Origin of the sequence: Pedobacter sp. PLR, assembly GCF_026239675.1 — a bacterium.
Classification (GTDB): Bacteria; Bacteroidota; Bacteroidia; order Sphingobacteriales; family Sphingobacteriaceae; genus Pedobacter.
In genome coordinates this window covers 1-21,160 of the sequence record NZ_JAPIVQ010000008.1, presented here as the reverse complement: position 1 = coordinate 21,160, position 21,160 = coordinate 1, and the positions used below count along the sequence as shown (strand labels likewise).

15 protein-coding genes and 1 pseudogene are annotated in these 21,160 nt (G+C 41.4%); 14 read left to right on the top strand and 2 right to left on the bottom strand.

The annotated features are described in order from the left end of the window. The first annotated feature begins 103 nt into the window (after nucleotides 1-103). The 5 genes from OQX61_RS19250 (at nucleotide 104) to OQX61_RS19230 (ending at nucleotide 5,531) form a co-directional block, all read left to right on the top strand. Nucleotides 104-2,656, top strand: coding sequence for a DUF5686 and carboxypeptidase-like regulatory domain-containing protein (locus OQX61_RS19250; RefSeq protein ID WP_265843432.1), 2,553 nt, complete (start codon nucleotides 104-106; stop codon nucleotides 2,654-2,656). Between the two features lie 150 nt (nucleotides 2,657-2,806). Continuing rightward, entirely contained in the window at nucleotides 2,807-3,433 is a 627-nt protein-coding gene (locus OQX61_RS19245) for a TetR family transcriptional regulator (protein WP_265843431.1), read from the top strand. A 302-nt stretch (nucleotides 3,434-3,735) separates the two neighbouring features. After that, nucleotides 3,736-4,317: a DUF4833 domain-containing protein gene (locus OQX61_RS19240; RefSeq protein ID WP_265843430.1), complete on the top strand. Its 582-nt coding sequence runs from the start codon at nucleotides 3,736-3,738 to the stop codon at nucleotides 4,315-4,317. Nucleotides 4,318-4,431: 114 nt separating this feature from the next. After that, nucleotides 4,432-4,803: a hypothetical protein gene (locus OQX61_RS19235; protein WP_265843429.1), complete on the top strand. Its 372-nt coding sequence runs from the start codon at nucleotides 4,432-4,434 to the stop codon at nucleotides 4,801-4,803. Nucleotides 4,804-5,069: 266 nt separating this feature from the next. Continuing rightward, a complete protein-coding gene (locus OQX61_RS19230) occupies nucleotides 5,070-5,531 on the top strand; it encodes a response regulator (protein WP_265843428.1) in 462 nt (153 codons plus the stop codon). 10 nt (nucleotides 5,532-5,541) lie between these two features. On the opposite strand, the gene OQX61_RS19225 is transcribed toward OQX61_RS19230, so the two are convergent. Next, nucleotides 5,542-6,300 carry a GntR family transcriptional regulator gene (locus tag OQX61_RS19225; RefSeq protein ID WP_265843427.1) on the bottom strand — a complete coding sequence of 253 codons (759 nt, stop codon included), beginning with the start codon at nucleotides 6,298-6,300 and terminating at the stop codon, nucleotides 5,542-5,544. A 306-nt stretch (nucleotides 6,301-6,606) separates the two neighbouring features. On the opposite strand from OQX61_RS19225, the gene OQX61_RS19220 reads away from it, so the two are divergent. The 3 genes from OQX61_RS19220 to fabF all read left to right on the top strand — a co-directional run bounded on the left by OQX61_RS19220 (nucleotide 6,607) and on the right by fabF (nucleotide 8,888). Next, nucleotides 6,607-6,981, top strand: a complete 375-nt coding sequence (locus OQX61_RS19220; protein WP_265843426.1) for a hypothetical protein — start codon at nucleotides 6,607-6,609, stop codon at nucleotides 6,979-6,981. A 136-nt stretch (nucleotides 6,982-7,117) separates the two neighbouring features. Beyond that, the gene (locus OQX61_RS19215) at nucleotides 7,118-7,582 is read left to right on the top strand and encodes a PaaI family thioesterase (protein WP_265843424.1); all 465 of its coding nucleotides are present in this window, start codon (nucleotides 7,118-7,120) and stop codon (nucleotides 7,580-7,582) included. A gap of 52 nt (nucleotides 7,583-7,634) precedes the next feature. Next, nucleotides 7,635-8,888 (top strand): beta-ketoacyl-ACP synthase II, encoded by a 1,254-nt coding sequence (gene fabF / locus OQX61_RS19210; protein WP_265843423.1) that lies wholly within the window; start codon nucleotides 7,635-7,637, stop codon nucleotides 8,886-8,888. Nucleotides 8,889-8,988: 100 nt separating this feature from the next. Here fabF and OQX61_RS19205 read toward each other — a convergent pair whose 3' ends face one another. Next, nucleotides 8,989-9,822, bottom strand: coding sequence for a mechanosensitive ion channel domain-containing protein (locus OQX61_RS19205; RefSeq protein WP_265843422.1), 834 nt, complete (start codon nucleotides 9,820-9,822; stop codon nucleotides 8,989-8,991). Nucleotides 9,823-10,007: 185 nt separating this feature from the next. Here OQX61_RS19205 and OQX61_RS19200 point away from each other — a divergent pair, with 185 nt between their 5' ends. From OQX61_RS19200 to OQX61_RS19175, 6 genes and pseudogenes are all read left to right on the top strand, one after another. Next, complete coding sequence (locus tag OQX61_RS19200) at nucleotides 10,008-10,718, top strand: phosphatase PAP2 family protein (RefSeq protein WP_265843421.1); 711 nt, start codon at nucleotides 10,008-10,010, stop codon at nucleotides 10,716-10,718. 63 nt (nucleotides 10,719-10,781) lie between these two features. Next, on the top strand, nucleotides 10,782-11,531 hold the full coding sequence (locus OQX61_RS19195) for a phosphatase PAP2 family protein (RefSeq protein WP_265843420.1): 750 nt from the start codon (nucleotides 10,782-10,784) through the stop codon (nucleotides 11,529-11,531). Beyond that, a complete protein-coding gene (locus OQX61_RS19190) occupies nucleotides 11,518-12,768 on the top strand; it encodes a TolC family protein (protein ID WP_265843418.1) in 1,251 nt (416 codons plus the stop codon). The genes OQX61_RS19195 and OQX61_RS19190 overlap by 14 nt, the downstream gene beginning before the upstream one ends. A 13-nt stretch (nucleotides 12,769-12,781) precedes the next feature. Next, nucleotides 12,782-13,684 carry an HlyD family efflux transporter periplasmic adaptor subunit gene (locus OQX61_RS19185; protein ID WP_265843417.1) on the top strand — a complete coding sequence of 301 codons (903 nt, stop codon included), beginning with the start codon at nucleotides 12,782-12,784 and terminating at the stop codon, nucleotides 13,682-13,684. 2 nt (nucleotides 13,685-13,686) lie between these two features. Continuing rightward, nucleotides 13,687-16,743, top strand: a complete 3,057-nt coding sequence (locus OQX61_RS19180; protein WP_265843416.1) for an efflux RND transporter permease subunit — start codon at nucleotides 13,687-13,689, stop codon at nucleotides 16,741-16,743. 809 nt (nucleotides 16,744-17,552) lie between these two features. Then, nucleotides 17,553-21,160, top strand: a pseudogene (locus tag OQX61_RS19175) (hypothetical protein); the annotation flags it as partial.

The window sequence follows — 21,160 nt, the reverse complement described above, 5'->3', positions numbered from 1 at the left end:
CGGAATCGTGCACATACCATACCCATATTCAGCAGGCCAAAAACCTGTTTCCTTAACCTTAAAAACCTCATTTATAGCTGAAAGAAGCGGTATTCTGGTTTATATGAAACCAATCAGTCTGTTGGTTCTGTTCTTCATCTTATTATTTTCTAACCGGGCACATGCCCAGCAAACACTGCTGACTGGTACCGTGACGGATGGAAGCACAAAAGAAACCCTTCCTTATGTTTCTTACCTTATTGTGGGTACTACCCTTGGTGGCAGAACCGACGCGGATGGTAAATTTAGCATCAGTCTGAAAGGAGTGGGTAATGCCTTGAAATTTAGTTATGTAGGGTATAAGTCTCAAACTAAAACCATCAAGCCGGGAGGGAATCAGGTGATCAATGTACAGTTGATGCCAGACGCCATGCTGATGAATGAAGTGGTGATCTCCGCAGGGAAAAAGCCCCGATACCGGAACAAAGAAAACCCTGCAGTGGAGTTGATCAGAAAAGTGATCGCCAACAAGGCTAAAAACAAGATGGAAAACTACAACTTCGTAGAATACCAGAAATACGAACTGATGAAGTTCTCTTTAAGTAACCTTTCGGATAAGTTTAAGAACAAGAGAATCTTCCGTAATTACCAGTTCTTATTCCAGGAACAAGACTCCACACAGATTGGCGGGAAGAACTTCCTCCCTGTGTTTCAGGAAGAAAAGCTGAGCGACTTCTATTTCAAAAAGAACCCTGAAAAGACAAAAACAGTAGTCATTGCAGATAAGAGAGTCAACTTTGATGAGAGTTTTATTGACAACAAAGGTCTGACGGCTTATTTCGACCGCATGTATCAGGATATCAATATCTATGATAACAACATCTCCGTTGTGAGTAATCAGTTGTTAAGTCCGATTGCGGATTCAGCGCCGGCTTTCTATAAGTTTTTCATTACCGATACCATTAAGAACCACAATCCGCAGTTGATAGAGCTTGCTTTTACCCCACGCAACAAGACCGATCTGTTGTTTGAAGGGAAGTTGTATGTGACGATGGATGGGAATTATGCGATTCAGAACGCATTCCTGACTGTGAATAAGGATATTAACCTGAATTTCGTTCGGGCACTGGAGGTTAAGCTCGACTTTGAGAAGAACCCTGACCAACGGTATCATTTGAGTAAAAGTAACCTGATTGTTGATTTTGGGCTCAGTAAGAAGAGTGGGGGAGGTTTTACAGGGGAAAGAACCGTTGCCTTTAAAGATTTTAAAGTGAACGTGCCCCGCGCGGATACCGTTTACAAGGCCGCAGGGCAATTGGTAGTGGTGCCTGATGCCAGTAAAAAATCAGATGAGTTTTGGGCAATTAACCGTCCGGAACCGCTAAGTGCAGGGAGTATGAAGATTTATGGCAACATAGATACTTTGCAGACCATCCCTTCTTTCAAGCGTACAATGGATATTGTAACCCTGTTCTTTGCGGGATACAAAGATTTTGGCCCCTTTGAAATGGGACCGGTCAATACTTTTTACAGCTTTAATGGCGTAGAAGGCTTTCGCCTTCGCCTTGGAGGAAGAACCACTCCGGCCTTAAGTAAGCGTTATTATTTTGAAACTTATGCGGCTTACGGCTTTAAAGATGAAAAGTGGAAGTACTTTCTGAGCGGTACTTATTCTTTAAATAATAAGTCTATCTATGCTTTCCCTCAAAACTATATCAGAGCAAGTTTTCAAAGAGATACCAAAATCCCCGGACAAGAGCTTCAATTCGTTCAGGAAGATAACTTTCTGCTTTCTTTCAAAAGAGGGGAAAATAATATGATGCTGTATAATGATTTTTACAGATTGGATTATGTGCATGAGTTTGAAAATCACTTCTCGTACACCCTGGGGCTACGCAAATGGAAACAGAGCCCTGCAGGGTCATTGTACTTCAGTAACGTCACTGAGAACGGCTTAACCGGTCGTACGGATCATATTAACACCACAGAGATCAGTCTGGGTTTAAGGTATGCGCCAAATGAGAAGTTTTACCAGAGTAAAGTTTACCGTACCCCATTTGTAGGGCCAGATCCTGTGTTCAATTTCCGCTATACCGCAGGTATTAAAGGGGTATTAGGCGGGGAGTATAATTACCATAATTTTATGGGAAGTATAGATAAACGTGTTTATCTGAGTCAGCTGGGTTATACAGATGTGACGCTGGAGGGTGCTTACATCATCGGTAAGGTCCCTTTTCCACTGCTGGCGATCCACAGGGCCAATCAGACTTATGCGTATCAGCTGAACTCCTATAACCTGATGAACTTCCTTGAGTTTGTGAGTGATCACTATGCCAGTGTTAACCTGGACCATAATTTCAATGGTTTCTTTTTCAATAAGATTCCATTGCTGAAGAAGTTGAAGTTAAGAGAAGTCATCTCCTTTAAAGCCCTGTATGGCGGTTTGAGGAATGAAAATAACCCGGATATGAACCCTGAAGCTATGCAGTTTGTGCGTAATGACAATGGACAGCCGATCACCAATTCCCTGAATAAGGACCCTTATATGGAGGGTAGTGTTGGTGTTGGGAATATATTTAAAGTGCTGCGCGTAGATGCGGTAAAAAGGTTCAATTACCTCAATAACCCGGATGTTTCGGACTGGGGTATCCGTGCCAGAGTGAAGTTTGATTTCTAAGCTCCGGACAAGCTATTTTAAAACGGGATGTGGTCATGGCCACATCCCGTTTTTTTTGAAATGACGAGATAGATTTTCGTTAATCATTTGATTAAACGGGGGAGGGTTTTCTATCTTTGTGAAGAGTTAATGAGTATACTCAATTGATCTATGGCAGAGAAAGAAACATTAGTGACGGTAGCGCTGACTACTGAAGAAAAGATTAAGGAAGCAGCTACTAAAATATTTATAGAGAAGGGTTTTGCGGCAACAAGAACCCGTGATATTGCAAGTGAAGCAGGAATTAACCTCGCCTTGCTCAATTACTATTTCAGAAGTAAAGAGAAGTTGTTTGAAGTGGTCATGACAGAAAGCCTGGAGCTGTTTTTAGTTGGATTAGAAGAGATCCTGAACGACGTAAACACCGTGCTTAAAGATAAGATTGCGGGGATCGCCATCCACTATATAGACTTGTTAAAAAAGCATCCTGATCTTCCTTTATTCATCCTGACTGAAATCAAGGCTAACCCATCCAGGCTCGATGACAACGTAGTAGTAAAGGAAATGCTTACCCAATCAAACTTTTACAAGCAACTGGAAGCCACAACTCAAAAGAAGGTAGAGCCTATGCATTTTATCATGAACATGCTTGGTGTGCTTGTTTTTCCTTTTGTAGCGAGTCCGGTTTTAAGGGGTACAGCTGAGCAGAGCAAAGCCGAATTTGATCAGCTGATGGAAGAACGTAAACACTGGATTCCAATCTGGATGGAAGCCATGCTGAAAACCTTACAGGCCTGATTAATACCGTTAATCATTTGATTAAAACAAATTATCAACTATGATATATGTATTTTATATTCAGTTGTTTACGTGTTTTAGTTCGATGTGTTTATTTACCTTAAATAGAAGAGCGGGCTGATTCCATATGTTCCGGAAATCACAAGAAATACAGGCTAAGGTTTTCTGATAAAAATGTAATTCTGTTAATTATTTTGACAATCAACTGGATAAGTTGTTTTCAGAAATCTATAGCTTTGCTTTACCTTATTCCCTCCAGACTTAATATCAGGGCTGCTTAATGGAGTAAAATATACTATACCATGACTTCTATGATTTTTAATAAAATAAGCCGCAACTGCTTAGTTGGGTTTATTTTTCTGTGTACATTTTTAACAGTAAATGCACAGACTGCCGACCGGAGTAATCCTTCTCCGCTAAAGTTCCCTACGCCAAAAGGAATTAAGAACCAGATGTTCTATTTACAAAGAGATCCGAATACCAATACCATCATTTATGAGCTGAATGTAAACGCCAGAGGTGAGGTCAGCAAAACGGAACCGATACTGGTATATTGGCTGCGTTATGACGAAAATGGTGAGAAGAAAGATTTAAACTATATCCAAAGGAAATTCGCCTATGGCATCCAGACGAAAGCACTGGGGAAAGATCAATATGAGATTCGTTTTGTGTCTCATAAGAAAATCCCAATGTATCTGATGCAATCAAAAGAGGATCAAAAGTTTCATGTATATGTAACGGTAAATAACAAGAGAATTGAATTGTCTAAGATCTTTGTCAGGATCGAAGGAGGCTCTTTCTGGTTGCCTAATGTGAAATATGTAGAACTTAGCGGAATCAATACGGCCACCAATACACCGGTTGTTGAAAGAATTAAGGTTTAACTGACAAGCGGTCTACCGGTGTTTTTCCTCCTTTTACCGATGGTAGACGTAGGTACGAACAAGACCGCTTGATCTGCATTGCCCTGCGCCCTAGTTTTGAAGAAAAAAACAATTATGGAAACGCAAGGGAAAACAAACAAACTAAACTTTCATATCGTTGCAGGATCAGGTATTCTGGCGATCGGATTACTCATGATACTCGATAATCTGGGGCTGGAGTTCCCAGATTGGCTATTGTCATGGCACACGATTCTGCTTGGTGTGGGATTATGGATGGGGTATCGTAAAGATTTTAAGGTTTCCGGCTGGCTGATTATGGTCATCATCGGAGGGATTTATACTTTGGGCGACCTGTCATTCATTGACCTGTCTGGATTTAAAGGCGCATTGGTGTTAATCGGACTCGGTGTATATATGTTGCTGAAACCAGTAAGTAATAAGTATACTTGCGGGGATCTGAATCCTAAGAAACCAATCCAATTTTAATCGTTTCTTACATTATAGGCGGATTTCTGCTCATGAGCTTCATTCCGATGCCGGCTACTGATCTGCCTGGATTCCTTTAATTACTTCAAAAGAGCTGAACCTGCCAGACTTGTCAGCATAGGCTGTTTTAAGTATTGAGTTCGGCTACTTTAAATGCTGATGGTTTTAATCACCTGTAAAACAGGTATTTGTTCAAATATATAACCGTATAAAAACGGGTATCCAGCGCGGTTAATTGTTGTAAATTTATAAAAAAAATGATTCTCATGGTAAATTTGCAACAACAATATAGACCGGAAAGTTATCCTATTTTACAAAGCCGGTCGCCAAGAATAATTATTGTAGACAATGATAAAATTCTTTGTGAAAGGATATCCCGTGTTTTTTGGAAATTGGGTTTTAATCATAAAATCTATCATCAGGTAGATGATATTATGCCGATTGCAGAGAACTTCAATCCCGATTTAGTGCTGACGGAGTACCTGTTACCCTGGTTAACCGGAGGCGAGCTCTGCAGCCAGTTAAGGATGCAGCGACATACCTGCGAAATTCCGGTGATCATGTACTCCAGCTTTCCTAAGGTGCTGATACCCTCCAATGCATGTGATGCCTTTCTACAGAAACCTTTTACCATAAACACCCTTTTGAGAACGGTAAATTGCTTTTTGAAAGACTGTAGTCAATTGCGGCAGCATGCCCCGGTTTCCCCTCGTTTTGATCTGAATTGATAAGGATTCATTAATCGGTTCTGCGGCTTTCTACCACATAGGTAAAGCTGTTTGCCTTGTAATATCCTAAATTGTATTCCAAAGGGCGCTCTGATTGGTCGTAAACGAATCTTTTTCTCAATAGGATGGGAGATCCAACCTCTGCTTCCAGCTTTGTAGCCGTAAATTTATCCGCTGCAATAGCAGAGATCTCTTCTTTGGATAGCTCTGCAATGGTATGGTAATCCTGCTCCAGGATTTCATAAAGCGGTCTTTTGAAGTCTTCTTCTCCTGTCAATCCAATTCTCGGATGGAAATAAGAGATGAAATATACAAAAGGATCATTCACCTTTCCCCTCAAACGCTCCATTTTAAGGATTTTCCTGTCGGTCTTGATGTCGAAGAAATTAGCAATGAACTGATCCGGATACACCCAGCTGATGTGTAATTCGAAGTTCTTCACCGGAATACCTCTGGCAGTCATTTCCTGTGAAAAACTCAGCCAGTTTTTAGATTTCGAACTATACTTTCCACTTGAAACCTTAGTGCCTACCCCTTTTTTGCGGACTAAAAGTTCCTCATATACCAATTTATTGATGGCCAAACGCAAGGTGGTGCGGGAGATGGCCAGCACTTTCGCCAGTTCCACCTCATTCGGTAACATCTTTCCATCCTGATATTCCTGCTCTTTGATCAGCGTTCTTAACAGTTGTTCTGCCTGAATATGCAGGGGAATAGGGCTTTTGTGGTCTATTTTATAACTCATGTATATACGTGTATAGCGTGCCATACAAACTTATAAAAAAATGTATGGAACTGCAATCTATGCTTTCCTGAGCTTAAGTTCCTCATTTAACGAAATTTACTGCGGCTAAAAGCGTCAATTTGTTGCTGTTATGTGTGTACATGACTGAGGGAGTATTAATATTCTTCATTTTTCTATTACTTTTGCCTGTCATACCCTTGTACGGTATCAACGAAAAGATCAAATCAAACCTTAAATATGAACTACTTTACAATTGGCGCTCTAATTCTAATCACGCTTGTCGCTGTTCCTTACCTTTTCAGCTCGTTCAGAAAATTAAACAAATTTAATATGCCTTTTCTTAAGGCTTTTAATCCTTCCTGCAATCCGGGCAGCTACGAAGCTGAAATGCTGAAAAAGAGCCTTAGCCCTGTTACCCTGGAAATGGAAACTAAACAAATGGCCGGTTTCATCAACCACTGGACAGCTAAATTTGAAAATAAACAATTGAATGTTTCGGATGTTATCTTGTTAAATGAGCAATTGGCTGTAGGAAATACGCAACAGGTGAACGGAATACTTGCCTTGCATCCGGAGGCTTTAGATATGTATAATGAAATCAATAAAGGGCTAACTGCAATAGAAAACGAGAAAATAGCTGTTCAAACTCAGGCTTTAGCTGAGCCGGCAACAGTAGAATACGGGAAAAGCGATTCTGTTTACTAGTCTTTTCCGCATTCATTCGGCCTTTTAGTTTGTTTTTCAACTAAGGGTGGGTATATTTGCGCTCTGGAATTTATAGCGTCCAGAGCTGCATGGATCTAAAAATCTTCTCCAATTCACCATAATTTAAAACTGACAGATGCTTAAACCCTCAGAATTTTTCATACAGCACATCGGACAAGAGATGAATACATCCTTATCGCCGGTATTGAACTGGTTAAAACCAACGATTCTGGCTGTAGAAAAAGGAAAGCTGGTGTTGCAGCATAAGGTGAGGAAAGAAATGACGAATCCAATGGGAATCTTACATGGCGGAATCACCGCTGCCATTATTGATGATGCCATCGGTGCTACGCTGTTTGCCTATGATGAACCGCATTATTATGTAACGATCAACCTGGTGGTAGATTATTTCGCTGCTGCGAAAGAAGGAGAGCTGATCATTGCAGAAACCATAATGGTGAAGAAAGGCCGGCAAATTGCCAATGTAACCTGCGAAGTCTGGAATGAAAACAGAACGCGGCTCATTGCCAAAGGCCATAGTAATCTGCTTCGGACGGAAAGAAAAAAACCGGAAGAATTACAGATCACAAATAAAGTATAGAAGATATAATGGCTGTTAGCCACAAACAATATTAAATAAAATAAAAAATAGGATGAAAAGAGTAGTCGTAACCGGAATGGGTGTTGTTAGTCCATTAGGAAATTCTGTAGATGAATTGTGGAAGAATATTCTTGCAGGTAAGAGTGGCGTAGGACCAATCACAAAGTTTGATTCTACCAAATTTAAAACTCATTTTGCCTGTGAGGTCAAAGACTTTAACGCAGAAGATTACCTGGAGAAAAAAGAAGTCAGAAAGTATGATGTCTACACTCAGTATGCTATTGCAGCAAGTGATCAGGCTATTAAAGCTGCCGGACTAGATTTTTCTACCATGTCTGAAGAAGACCGTTGTGAAGTAGGTGTGATCTGGGCAACCGGAAATGGAGGAATCGGTACTTTTGAACAACAATTGAAAGAATATCACTCGGGTGATGGTACTCCAAGATTCAGCCCTTATTTTATTCCTAAAATGATTGTGGACATTGCTGCGGGAGTAATTTCTATCCGTAACAGCCTGCATGGACCAAACTATTGTACGGTTTCTGCTTGTGCATCTTCAAACACTGCTATTATCAGTGCTTTTGATACCATCAGATTAGGAAAGGCAAATATCATGATTGCAGGTGGTTCTGAAGCAGCAATCACAGATTCTTCTGTTGGAGGATTTAATGCTGCTCAGGCATTATCGAAAAGAAATGATCAGCCGGAAAATGCTTCACGTCCATTTGACAAAGACAGAGATGGTTTTGTGATTGCGGAAGGTGCTGCTGCATTGATCCTTGAAGATTACGATTACGCGATTGCCAGAGGCGCGACTATTTATGGTGAGATGGTTGGTGGCGGTATGGCTGCTGATGCTTACCACTTAACAGGAACGCATCCTGAAGGATTAGGTGCTGTACAAGGAATGAAAAAAGCATTAGCTGATGCCGGAATTCAACCAGAACAAATCGATTATATCAATGCTCACGCAACTTCAACAGGTCTTGGTGATTTAAGCGAGCTGATCGGTATTAAAAAAGTATTTAATGATGCTCCGGTATTGATTAGCGGAACAAAATCTATGACCGGCCATTTATTGGGTGCAGCAGGTGCCCTTGAAGCGGTGATCAGTGTGCTGTCTGCTCAGCATGATATGGTTCCTGGTACTACCAATACTGAAACACTTGATGAAGCAATCCCGGCAGGATTACACATCGTTTTAGGTAAGTCAGTAGCTAAAAAGATTAACTATGTAATGAACAATACCTTTGGTTTTGGTGGGCATACTGCAACATCAATCTTCAAAAAATACGAAGGTAAATAAGCTAAAGAAGTGGGTTAATCCATCTTCAGATAAGCGCATAAAAAACGAGCGTACCCAAAAGGTATGCTCGTTTTTCGTATACATTGATTTCTTTAGGGACCTACTTTACAGTTTCGGTTCCTGTAATCACATGGACCTCACGTTGCGGATATGGAATCCCAATGCTGTTTTTATCCAGTTCTTCTTTAATCATTTGAAAATTCCTGTGGTATACCGGCCAGAATTCAGTGTTCTTTGCCCAGGCACGGATAGTCAGGCTGATAGAGCTGTCGGCTAATGCAGTTACCAATACCTTAGGTTCCGGATCTTTAAGAATCTGCGGATCTGCGGCTAAAACTTTTGTAATCACGTTTCTGGCGGTATTAACATCGGAATCGTAGGATACACCAATTACGTATTCCATCATTCTGGTTTCGTTATCGGTTAAGTTGTTGATCACGGCATTGGCCAAAGGACCATTCGGAGCATATAGCGTGGTGCCATTACCTGCTTGTAGCGTAGTATACAGAATGTCAATTTTCATTACCGTTCCACTTACCCCGTTATTTGAAGATATCGCATGTCCAACTCTAAATGGTTTAAACAGTAAGATCAGGACGCCACCAGCAAAATTGGATAGACTGCCTTGTAAGGCTAAACCTACTGCCAGACCGGCCGCGCCTAAAACCGCAACGAAAGAGGTGGTTTGGATACCTAATGTAGAAGCAACGGTTAATATCAACAGGATATAAAGTACTGCTTTGATCACACTCAACAGGAAGCTGGATAGTGAAATGTCAATTCTTCCTTTTGTAAAGCGATTCGTTAAAAAGCGGATCAGGAATTTTATCAGCCATAAGCCGATAAGCAAAGTGATGATCGCTGTTAAAAAAGAAGGTATACGAGCTAATAAGCTCATTAACAATTGATCCAGTGTGAATTGAATTTTAGACATATCAGGTGTTTTTTTTCTGTTTTGAAGGTAGGCACATTTATGATGCCATCAATCCTTTTGATTTTTGTAAATTTGAAATTAAAGCCTAAATTAAGGCTTTAACCCACAGAATTGCTACAGAATTGAACGGTAGTTTTGAAAAAGAACTTAGAATAATGTTGAGATTGAAGTGTAGCCTTTTGCTAATGTTGTGTTTTTCGCTGATCAGCAAAGGCCAGCAGGCCGATTCATTGGCAAACCCGAATAAAGTTAAAATTGCCCCTTTTATTATACCTGCCGTATTTATTGGGTATGGCCTGATGGCAAAAGGAGATAATTTTATCAGAGATTTAGACCGTACTACTCAGGCAGAACTTCAGGAAGATCATCCGCTTTTCTCCAAACGTGCAGACGATTTTATGCGTTATGTGCCGGCACTGGCGGTTTATGGCCTTAATCTGGCAGGGGTAAAAGGCAGGAACAGTTATCTGGATGCTACTGGTAATTATGTAGTGTCTATGGGAATTATGACTGGAGTGGTGGCTTTCGCTAAAAAGCAGTCCCACAGGCTCCGTCCTGATGGCAGTGGATATGATTCTTTTCCTTCCGGCCATAGTGCGACTTCCTTTTTAGCGGCAGAATTCTTAAAACAGGAATATAAAGACGTCTCTCCATGGATTGGGTACGCTGGTTATGCAGTGGCCACAACTACCGGAATTTTCAGACTCTATAATAATAAACATTGGGTAAGTGATGTCGTAGCAGGTGCCGGCGTGGGTATTTTGTCCGCTAAATTGGGTTATCTGGTTTATCCTCAGCTTAAAAAGCTCATCATGGGCCGAAAACAAAGTAATTTTAACCTGATGCCAGCTTACCAGCAGAAAACAATTGGGTTTTCTATGTCGGGAACCTTTTAGTTAGAAATCGACTACAGAATTACTACATATTTGAATGTTAGCTTTAGTCTAAACTTTCAAATAATGAAAAAGCTTCACTGTCTTTTTGTTGCAATTCTCCTTCCCGGATTTTTGTATGCCCAGGCTCAGTCTTCTGATTCTTTAGCGATAAAGAATACGCATCCATTAAAGGTAAAAGAACTGATTCTCCCTGCGGTATTTATTACCTATGGTGCGCTGTCTTTTGGGGATAATCCAATCAGGGATTTAGACCTGACAACAAAGGCTGAACTTCAGGAAGATCACCCTTTATTTGCGGCACATCTGGACAATTATACCCAGTTTGCTCCGGCCCTTGCGGTTTATGCTTTAAATCTGGCCGGGATAAAAGGTAAGCACAGTCTGGTAGATGCAACAGGGATATATGTGATGTCTACAGCAATTATGGGCGGTAGTGTATTCCTGCTAAAGAAAGAGTCACATCGTTTAAGACCAGATGGAAGCGGTTATAATTCCTTTCCTTCCGGACATACAGCTACGGTTTTTGCTGCGGCAGAATTTTTAAAACAAGAGTATAAAGATGTCTCTCCCTGGTATGGCTTTGCCGGATATGCGGTAGCAACGGCCACAGGAACATTGAGGATGTACAACAATAAACACTGGCTGAGTGATGTGGTGACAGGGGCCGGAGTAGGGATTCTTTCCACTAAACTTGCCTATTTCCTATATCCTCATGTAAAGAAACTCCTCATCGGGAAGCAGACGCTTAGTTATAGTATGGTGCCGGTTTATCAGGATAAATCCTTTGGCCTTTCCTTCCATGGAACGTTTTAAAAACAGCATTTATTGCTTTGTAATACTGGGCATTTTACCGCTTATCGGGAAAGGACAAGTTAAGCCCGGGAGGGACCTTGACTTTTTTATCCGGCAGGGGATAAACTCAAGCCCGGTATTGAACGACTATAGGAATCGGCAATTGAGTAACCGGATCGACAGTCTGAGGTGGAGAGCTGGTTATCGTCCTCAACTAACGGCGAGTTCAGCTGGAACCTACGCACCGGTGATCAAAGGTTATGGATATGATCAGGCACTAAGTAACGGGCAATCCCTGGAAGCATTACTAACTGTAAATTATATGTTGGCAGGGAAAGGGAAAATAAATCAGCAACTGGAACAAACTAAAATTCATAGAGATTCCTTGTCCTTCGCCGCCACCTGGTCGGTATTGGATTTAAAGAAGAACATCACTGATCAATACTTAAATACCTATGCCAGTCAGGAGCAAATGGTATTTAATGCAGAGGTTTATGAGTTGCTGAAAAAGGAGGAGCTGATCCTTAAAAAACTGACCCGGGCAAACACCTATAAACAATCAGAATACCTCACGTTTCTTGTCACCTTTCAGCAACAGCAATTGGCATGGAAGCAAGCGGAAGTAAAGTTTAAGAACGATTATGCGCTGTTAAACTATCTGTGTGGGGTTGCAGATACGGTTGTGAATTCAATAAAGGCACCAGAAATCAGTGTTTCTGCTATCGTGCCCCATGAGTTTTTTACAACCCGCTATAAATTGGATAGCCTGAAAAATGAAAATGATAAAAAAGGAGTGTCGCTTAATTATCGGCCTAAAGCCAATGTCTATGTAAACGGCGGTTATAATTCTTCCTTTTTGCTTCAGCCTTACAAGAATTTTGGAACGAGTGCAGGATTTATGATTTCTATCCCAATTTATGATGGCCATCAGAAAGCGATGCAAATTTCTCAGCTCAGCATTCAACAAGAAACCGGTACTGCCTATAAGGAGTTTTTCGTTCGGCAGCACGAACAACAGCTGAAGCTATTGTTGCAGCAGATTCGGGAGCACCAGAATTTGTATCCGGGAATCAACGAACAAATCCGGTTTGCCAAAAGTCTGATGGAAGTAGACAGTCAGCTGTTACGTACCGGCGACCTTAGGATTGCAGATTATATCCTGGCGATTAATAATTATCTGAGCGCAAAGAACCTGCTGCGCCAAACACATATTGATGGCTTGAAGCTGATCAATCAATTTAATTATTGGAACAGATAATATGAAGAAGCTGATGAAAATTACAACTGTTTTAGGGCTCAGCCTGTTGTTAGCCGCCTGTGGAAGTCCAGCGAAAGAAACTGAACCGGATCTGCAAACACCGGTGGAGATTACGTTGGCTAAACATAGCGATATGGCGTCTTATGTAGATTTAAATGCCAGTGCAACTTATCTGGAAAAAAGTTATATAAAAGCAAGTATCAATGGGTACCTGCGGGATATTAAAGTCACAATGGGGGATGTTGTCAATAGTGGCCAGGTGTTATTTATCCTGGTCACTAAAGAAGCTCAGGCGATCGGAAATTCGATTAACCGGCTGGATCCTGCATTTAAGTTTTCCGGAACATCAAATATCAGAGCCGCGCAGACTGGTTTTATCACCATGGTTAATCACCAGAAAGGGGATTATGTTACCGAAGGGGAGACATTGGCGGTATTGAGCAACAAAAGCAGTCTGGTATTTTTATTGGATGTGCCCTATGCAATGCGGCAAAATGTGGTAAATAATGCGGCGGTAGTGCTGACTTTACCCGATGGGGAAAAGCTAAACGGGACTATTGGTTCTGCTCTGGCTACGGTAGATTCTGTAGCACAGACGCAGCGTTTTATGATTCGTGTTGCTCCGGGTCATGCCATTCCCGAAAATCTGGTGGCTGTAGCCAGGCTAGTCAATTTGTTTCACCCTAATGCGGTAACCCTACCAAAAGCTGCGCTGCTGAGTAATGAAACGGAGGATGAGTTTTGGGTAATGAAATTGAGTAATGATTCTACGGCGCTGAAAGTGCTGGTGAAAAAAGGAATAGATGACGGGAAGCAGGTAGAGATTTTGACGCCAATTTTTGTTTCAAATGATCGGTTTGTACTTGCAGGTAATTACGGTCTTCCGGATACGGCGAAAGTTAAAATCAAGAGATAGTTATGAATAATTTCTTCATTTCTCATAAGAAACCATTGATTGCGGTTTTACTGCTGATTCTTTTGGCTGGAGCTTATTCTTATACCGGGATAAAAACCGCTTTATTTCCGGAGATTACTTTTCCTAAGATAAAAATCATTGCAGAAGGGGAATTGCAGCCGGTCAATCAAATGATGTTAACGGTGACCAGGCCTTTGGAAAACGTGGTGAAACAGGTGCCTGATTTAAAGCTGATCCGTAGTGTAACCAGCAGAGGAAGCTGTGAAATCTCGGCTTACATGAACTGGAACGCCAACATCGACCTGAGTCAGCAAAGGATAGAATCGCAAATTGCTAAAATTAAAAACAGTCTTCCTGCCGGATTGAACCTCACCATAGAGAAAATGAATCCCGCAATTCTTCCGGTAAGTGGCTACACGCTGGAGAGTGCGGTCAAATCCCCTGTTGAACTTAAACAGCTGGCTGATTATACCATTAAGCCGTTTTTAATGCAGGTAGAAGGCGTATCAGAAATCAGGATAATTGGTGGGAAAACGAAAGAATACCGGGTAAAGTTGAATTACTCAAAGATGACCGCATTGGCGATCACGCCGGATCAGATCGCCAGTGCGGTGGCTCAAACCAACTTTGTGAAGTCTAACGGTTATATAGCTGATTTTAACTATTTATACTTATCGGTAACCGATGCCACCTTGAAAACAAGGGAAGATCTTGAAAACCTGATCGTCAGTAAAAAGAACAATAGAGCGGTCCGGTTGAAAGACCTGGCGGAGGTAAACGCGGAGGAAGCAATAGCGTATACCAGGGTTAATGCCAATGGTAAAGCGGGGATTTTGATTGCAGTCATCAAGCAGCCCAATGCTAATCTGGTTGATCTCTCTGCCCAAATGGAACAAAAGGTGGCCGGTTTGAGGAAAATTCTGCCTCAGGGAGTCAGCATAAAACCATATTATCTGCAAGCAGATTTCGTAAACCGCGCGGTAACAAGTGTAACCGAAAGTTTGTGGGTCGGTTTGGTGCTGGCGATAGTTGTCGCCATCTTCTTTCTGCGATCCCTGAAACCATGCCTGACTATTTTATTTACCATTCCGGTTACCCTGGGTTTAACATTGATTTGTTTGTATGCCATCGGTTATTCTTTCAACATCATGACTTTAGGTGCCATTGCGGCGGCTATCGGCTTGATTATAGATGATGCTATTGTAGTGGTAGAACAGATTCACCGGACTCATGAAGAACATCCGGGAGCGCCAACATCCGGGTTGTTGAAAAAGGCAATAGCGTATCTTTTTCCTGCGATGTTGGGTTCTTCAATCAGTACCATCGTGATTTTTATTCCATTTATACTGATGACTGGTGTTGCAGGGGCGTATTTTCAGGTGATGACCAATACGATGGTCATCACTCTGGTTTGTTCTTTTTTCGTGACCTGGATTGGCTTGCCTGTGATTTACCTGATGCTGACAAAAAAAGAAGGGATGGTATCAGCAGATGAAGTGTTCGAATCCCCTCCGCTTGCAGAATCCAGGTCGGCTCCCAAAACCAAAGCGTCAAAGCGTGCTGCCTGGATTACTTTTTTTATCAGGAGATCTTATTTGAGTTTTGGCTTTTTAGCCTTACTGTTGCTGCTGATGGTGGTTTTGTTCCCTCGTTTAGAAACTGGCTTTTTGCCGGAAATGGATGAAGGGAGTATTGTGCTCGATTATAAAACTCCGGCAGGTACTTCTTTAGAGGAAACGGATCGGATCCTGACTGAAGTGGAAAGGATGATTGTAAAAATCCCGGAAGTGGAGACTTATTCCAGACGTACCGGAACGCAGATGGGCTTTTTTATTACAGCGCCTAATACCGGAGATTATCTGATTCAGTTAAAGCAAAACCGAAACAGGAGTACCAATGAGGTTATTGATGAGATCAGGAGTAAAATAGAGCATAGTCAGCCCGCTTTAACTGTCGATTTCGGACAGGTGATCGGAGATATGCTGGGGGATTTGATGAGCGCAACGCAGCCCATCGAACTTAAAATATTTGGTGGAAACCAGGAGGTATTGCAGCGGCTTTCAAAAAGTGTAGCTGAGGTGGTGTCAAAGGTTAAGGGCACTGCCGATGTGTTTGATGGGATTGTGATTGCCGGACCTTCTGTAGATATTCTTCCGGACTATGCGACTTTGGCACAATATGGTATTTCGCCATCAGCATTTCAGTTGCAGGTTCAGACCGCCCTCGAAGGAAGGCTGATCGGGAATATGTATGGTTTGCAACAGTTGTATCCGATCAGGATGGTTTCCTTTCAGGGGAAAAAACCGGATATGGAGTCGCTCAGTCAAATGAATATATTGTTGGGCAATGGGAAGATGATTCCGATCCGTATGCTGGCGAAGGTACAGCTTAAAACCGGAGAGGCAGAAGTAGAAAGGGAAAATTTGCAGTCTATAGGATTGATCTCCGCGCGACTGGATCAACGGGATCTGGGGAGTGTGATGGGAGATATTCAAAAGGAGATTTCTGCAAAAGTCCGACTTCCAAATGGCTATTACATCATCTATGGAGGTGCCTATGCGGAACAGCAACAGTCATTTAAAGAGCTATTTGTGATCTTAATGCTTTCGTGTTTATTGGTATTCAGTGTGATTTTGTTCGTTTTTAAAGAGTTTAAAATTGCATTTATCATATTATTGATTGCCATTTTTGGAGTGTCTGGAAGTTGTTTGGCATTATTTATAACGCAGACACCATTAAATGTAGGCAGTTATACCGGTATGATTATGATGGTGGGGATTGTTGCAGAGAATGCAATTTTCACTTTCCTGCAGTTTAAAAGTTCGCGGACTACAAGGGGACTGGATGATGCGCTGGTGTTTGCGATTTCTACCAGACTCAGGCCTAAGCTTATGACGGCCTTGGGGGCTATTCTTGCTTTAAGTCCATTGGCATTAGGTATAGGAGCAGGGGCACAGTTGCACCAGCCTTTAGCAATTTCGATTATCGGGGGATTTTTGATGGCAATGCCTTTGTTGTTAGTCGTGCTGCCTGCACTGATCAGGAAGTTTTATCAATAGATAGGAGGGGGAATTTAAGGGGCCGAACTTCCCGGAACGGGCCCCTTTATACCGACATCCATCGTGTAGAATAAATTATCCTCAAATATATATTCCTGCCAAATAAAAAAAAATGATCTTCATCACAATTCTTGATTTTTTTAGTAGATACAGGTGTATGTGTGCTGTTATACAGCTTTTTGTGGTTTTATTTCTATGCTTAAGTTTTTCTTTTGAACGCCGGTTAACAGGTGTGTTATCTTCTTCATGCCTAACCTTGTGTCCCTGTTTTCTTTCTGTTTTGTTGTATTAGTTTAATGGTTAATGGATTATTGATTGGTGCTTGTCTTTTTAAGCATATTTGATTTCTCTTGTTTTCTGTTATTTATTCCTTTTGATGCTAAATGATATAATGTTTAGCGCTTTTTAAAGTATGATTTTGTGCGATGCATATCTGGCACTACACTTTGTGTATTTTATGTGTGTATAATATTCCCCATTACGGGGAATTGATTACTTCTTTATCTCTGTTTTGTTGACTGTGTTTTTGATTATTTTGTCATTTATGAATAATTTGTGTCTTCTTTGTGGTTTAAATATTGTTTTATGAATAGTGTATTTTTTTGGCCCGGTTTTTATTAAAAAAGACATATTTTTGTACTCTTCGTAGGAATATTATCAAAATTCTAATTAATTTGGTAGCGATAAATAGAGTTAACCTTTAAGAAAATAAACTGCTGGCTGATCACCTTCTGAGAAAGACTGCTTATTTAAAGAATTGATCTCGCTTTCCAAACCTCCTTAAAGGGCATACATCTATGTCATTATGTATGATACTAGAAACGCTCCGACATCTGTCTTTTTCAGTAATAAACAAGTTGTGCTGTCTGGCTGTACTTTGTTTATTAGTCGGTTTTTCGACTGTATATGCTGAAGGAAGCAAAGACTTGTATCCGAATGGGGCAGAAGGTAATCGTGCATTTTTAAATTGTAATTCTAATAACCTGCCTACCGAATCATGGCCGTTTAAAACTGCTGGAACTCATTATGTATATGCTAAGGCCGGAGAAACTATTGCGGTAGCTTCGAGTGCGTATGGAATTGGAAAGGGAGATATCAAGGTTACCTCACCATTGGGGATACAAATTCCTATAACATCAGTGTCCCCTGTTGGAAATATCCCTGACCGGAAGAGGGAACTCGCCGGGCCAAAAAAAGGAAAGAATGACGTAGCCAATGTTTATACCCCTATTAAAATAGTTGTTACTGCGGAGACAGAAGGGATATGGAAGGTCGAATTTCTTCCTCCATCAGGACTTGATGGTGATAATAAAACTAGTGTTGAGGATATTACGGCTATTGGTAACTGGGAGCAGCCCTACATAGATCGCAACAAAAATCCTGTTGGTAACATTGATCATGTTGCCGCATGGGATGTGTCTGTACTGAATATAAGCGGGGACGACTGGTTGACGGGAAGGGTTTATGCGAATGTATTAAACCTTCATCTGAATGGAAGTTTCACCTCAGCAAAAGCTTATTATGCAACCCATTATGTCCTCACTAAGGATGGACGCGCTTATCGGGTGAAAACCAATGGTAGCAATGGGGTAGGTTTTACTTTTTTCTCTAACAGCAACGGCTTTGCTGTAAACTCGGTACCTACTTACAAAAGCTTAGATAAATCTACACTTGCAGATATTCTTGCTTTCACACATAATCCAACGCTACCGGATAACGGAACCAATACCACCCATAAAATATTCTACAATAAGCCTAATCCTGATTTGCCGGTTACAGCCCGGATCGCAAATTATCCGGGGGGGCTAACCTGGTTAAAAAATGAAGAAAAACTTCCTGAAATTTCAGACCTTAAGGTGATTGGGGCAGAGGGTAGCCCCGGACTTGCAGGAAAGAATGGTGCCAATATTCAATTCGAATCCAGTACAATCGGAACCTATAGAATTACCATTCCGGTGACCATTGCTGGAGTAAGTGCCAACCGGGTCATCATCGGTGTGGCTCAGGCAGGTACCAATCATGTTTTTTGGGATGGGAAAGATGCCAATGGGAACTATCTGTTGCCAACCAATCTGGTGAGCACACTTAAAACGAAATTACAATCCGCCGAAGTGCATTTTCCCTATATAGATATGGAAATTAATCCAAAAGGATTGATTATCGAGCTAACGGATAACACGACAAATTACGGTATCGATGTTAATGAGAAAGATGAGTCAAAATATAGTAGCAGAATTTATTGGGACGACAGTAACGTTACCGGTGCGGGTGCCGAAGGTTATGAAAGTTCAGATCCATTTGAAAATGCTGTAAACGGACTTCTAAGCACAACTAACGGACATAAATGGGGGGCTTATAAATCGGGTTCCGCGGTCTCTCCAGAAAATTCCGGGAGTGGCAGTTATAGTTTTGGTAATAAAAAATCTATGGATACCTGGGCATATATTCAGGGTAGTGAAAAGGACAATCCTATTGATCTGACGATAAAAGTGGCAGATCTTCAAATTGTAAGTATTACCCCGAACCTCAGTTCCTTCCTTTCCAATCAGCAGGTTACTTATACAGTTAAAGTGAAGAATGATGGACCCAGCGATGTAACAGGAGCCGCTTTTACATTCGTTAATCCACCGGGATTCGAGATAGATCCGCTTACTAATCCCGTTTTCAGTGTTAATGGTGTTGGAATGGTCAGAAATCCATTGGTTAGTGCTGAAAGGTTTACAGCGATGCTGGATATGAACAATAAGTGTGAGGTGGAATTTACAATCACCGGAAAGTTGATCACATCACCTTCTGTTCCTGTAATTACTGCTGAAGCCAGCATCCTTCGTCCGGCAGATGTAACAGATCCGGATGCAACTAACCCGAATGCTACCCCCGATGGAAAGGGCCCCACTGATCCACATCTGGAATGTAAAAATGGCAATACGATAGAGAATTGTAATAATATAAAATATCACCACATTCAGGTTTATGAGGTTTGTTCAGGTTCAAATATCAGCCCGATTTCATACCAGGGAAATGCTGGAATTGTATCTGTTCTCGGAAATGTTCCAGCCCTTAGTTTTGGACGGAATGATGCCAGTCAATTAATGAACGTTACGGGCAAACCGACTGCAACAGGATCTTTTACACTTGGAACGACTGGAAATGATAAGGATAAAACAACTTATTTGATCCATGTGGTTGCTTTACCAGTGGTTACGCTTCCTACAGCCCTGACCGTTTGTAATTTAGGTAGTATCTCGATTACTGCGACAGCTGATGGACAAAACAACACCTATAAATGGCAGTACAAGGATAGTAATAACGATTGGAAGTTTTTCGATGAAGGAGCTGATGTTCATGGAGTTACCACAAGTGTGCTGACGCTGAGCAATGTGCCTCTGACTTCCGATAAACAAGAAATTAAGGTGTTGGTGCATTCTTCTTTTGGCTGCGATGCGGAAACTACCGGAATATTGAAAGTGGCGGAGAATCCAACAACGGTAACGATTAGTTCAACTGAGTTGGAATTTTGCCAGGGCGGTGCTGCTACGCTTTCCTCTTCGTATGAGGAAGGTAATCAATGGTATAAAGACGGTGTGATTATTCAAGATGCAACCGATCCAACTTTAATGGTTTTCAAGTCCGGGGTTTATACTGTTGTAGTGACTAATGAATTTGGTTGTTCTACACAAGGGGATAATTCTATTGAAATTAATGTAAAGACTCCACCGAAAATCTCAAAAATCATTGTGGAAGGTAATGCGATTTCATGTAGTGGTGAAGAGGTAAGGTTATCTGTAACCACTAATGACCTCAACCTTACTTATCAATGGGTAGGTAACACAGGGGATTTACCGGGAGAAACGAATAGTTTTCTTTTGGTCACAAAAAGCGGTAAATATCTAGTCAAAGCTAAAAGTCCAAATGGCTGTCAGGTGATGTCTTTTGCTGTTGATGTTACCATCAAACCCAGAGCCCTTGCGGGAAATATTACTGCCGGAAATCAGACAATTTGTGCCGGGGAGAAGGTACTGCTAACTGCGGAAAGCACCCTTAAAGATCCGGTATTTACCTGGTATAGCGATGCCCTTTTGGAGCATAAGATCCAGGAAGGATCAACTTTAGAAGTAAGGCCCTCAGCTACGACTGATTATTTTGTTACGGTGAGGAATTCGGATATTTGTGAGAATGCTGCTGCTGATGCTAAAGAGGTAACAGTGATTGTAAATCCAATTCCTGACGCACCGGTAATTGAAGTAGTTGAACTGGAATTCTGTGAGGGTAGTAGTACTTTGCTGACTTCTTCTTCGGCTACAGGGAATCAATGGTACAAAGATGGTCTGGCAATTCCCGACGCGGATAAGGAGACTTACATCGCTACGGAAAGCGGAAAATATACTTTAGTGGTCACCTTAAACAACTGTGCGAG

Excerpts from the sequence above, each read along its gene's own strand:
- OQX61_RS19185 (WP_265843417.1), top strand. The coding sequence starts at position 12,782 with ATGAAAATTACAACTGTTTTAGGGCTCAGCCTGTTGTTAGCCGCCTGT.
- fabF (WP_265843423.1), top strand. The coding sequence starts at position 7,635 with ATGAAAAGAGTAGTCGTAACCGGAATGGGTGTTGTTAGTCCATTAGGA.
- OQX61_RS19205 (WP_265843422.1), bottom strand. The coding sequence starts at position 9,822 with ATGTCTAAAATTCAATTCACACTGGATCAATTGTTAATGAGCTTATTA.
- OQX61_RS19195 (WP_265843420.1), top strand. The coding sequence starts at position 10,782 with ATGAAAAAGCTTCACTGTCTTTTTGTTGCAATTCTCCTTCCCGGATTT.
- OQX61_RS19250 (WP_265843432.1), top strand. The coding sequence starts at position 104 with ATGAAACCAATCAGTCTGTTGGTTCTGTTCTTCATCTTATTATTTTCT.
- OQX61_RS19245 (WP_265843431.1), top strand. The coding sequence starts at position 2,807 with ATGGCAGAGAAAGAAACATTAGTGACGGTAGCGCTGACTACTGAAGAA.
- OQX61_RS19200 (WP_265843421.1), top strand. The coding sequence starts at position 10,008 with ATGTTGTGTTTTTCGCTGATCAGCAAAGGCCAGCAGGCCGATTCATTG.
- OQX61_RS19235 (WP_265843429.1), top strand. The coding sequence starts at position 4,432 with ATGGAAACGCAAGGGAAAACAAACAAACTAAACTTTCATATCGTTGCA.
- OQX61_RS19190 (WP_265843418.1), top strand. The coding sequence starts at position 11,518 with ATGGAACGTTTTAAAAACAGCATTTATTGCTTTGTAATACTGGGCATT.
- OQX61_RS19220 (WP_265843426.1), top strand. The coding sequence starts at position 6,607 with ATGCCTTTTCTTAAGGCTTTTAATCCTTCCTGCAATCCGGGCAGCTAC.
- OQX61_RS19215 (WP_265843424.1), top strand. The coding sequence starts at position 7,118 with ATGCTTAAACCCTCAGAATTTTTCATACAGCACATCGGACAAGAGATG.
- OQX61_RS19180 (WP_265843416.1), top strand. The coding sequence starts at position 13,687 with ATGAATAATTTCTTCATTTCTCATAAGAAACCATTGATTGCGGTTTTA.
- OQX61_RS19225 (WP_265843427.1), bottom strand. The coding sequence starts at position 6,300 with ATGGCACGCTATACACGTATATACATGAGTTATAAAATAGACCACAAA.
- OQX61_RS19230 (WP_265843428.1), top strand. The coding sequence starts at position 5,070 with ATGGTAAATTTGCAACAACAATATAGACCGGAAAGTTATCCTATTTTA.
- OQX61_RS19240 (WP_265843430.1), top strand. The coding sequence starts at position 3,736 with ATGACTTCTATGATTTTTAATAAAATAAGCCGCAACTGCTTAGTTGGG.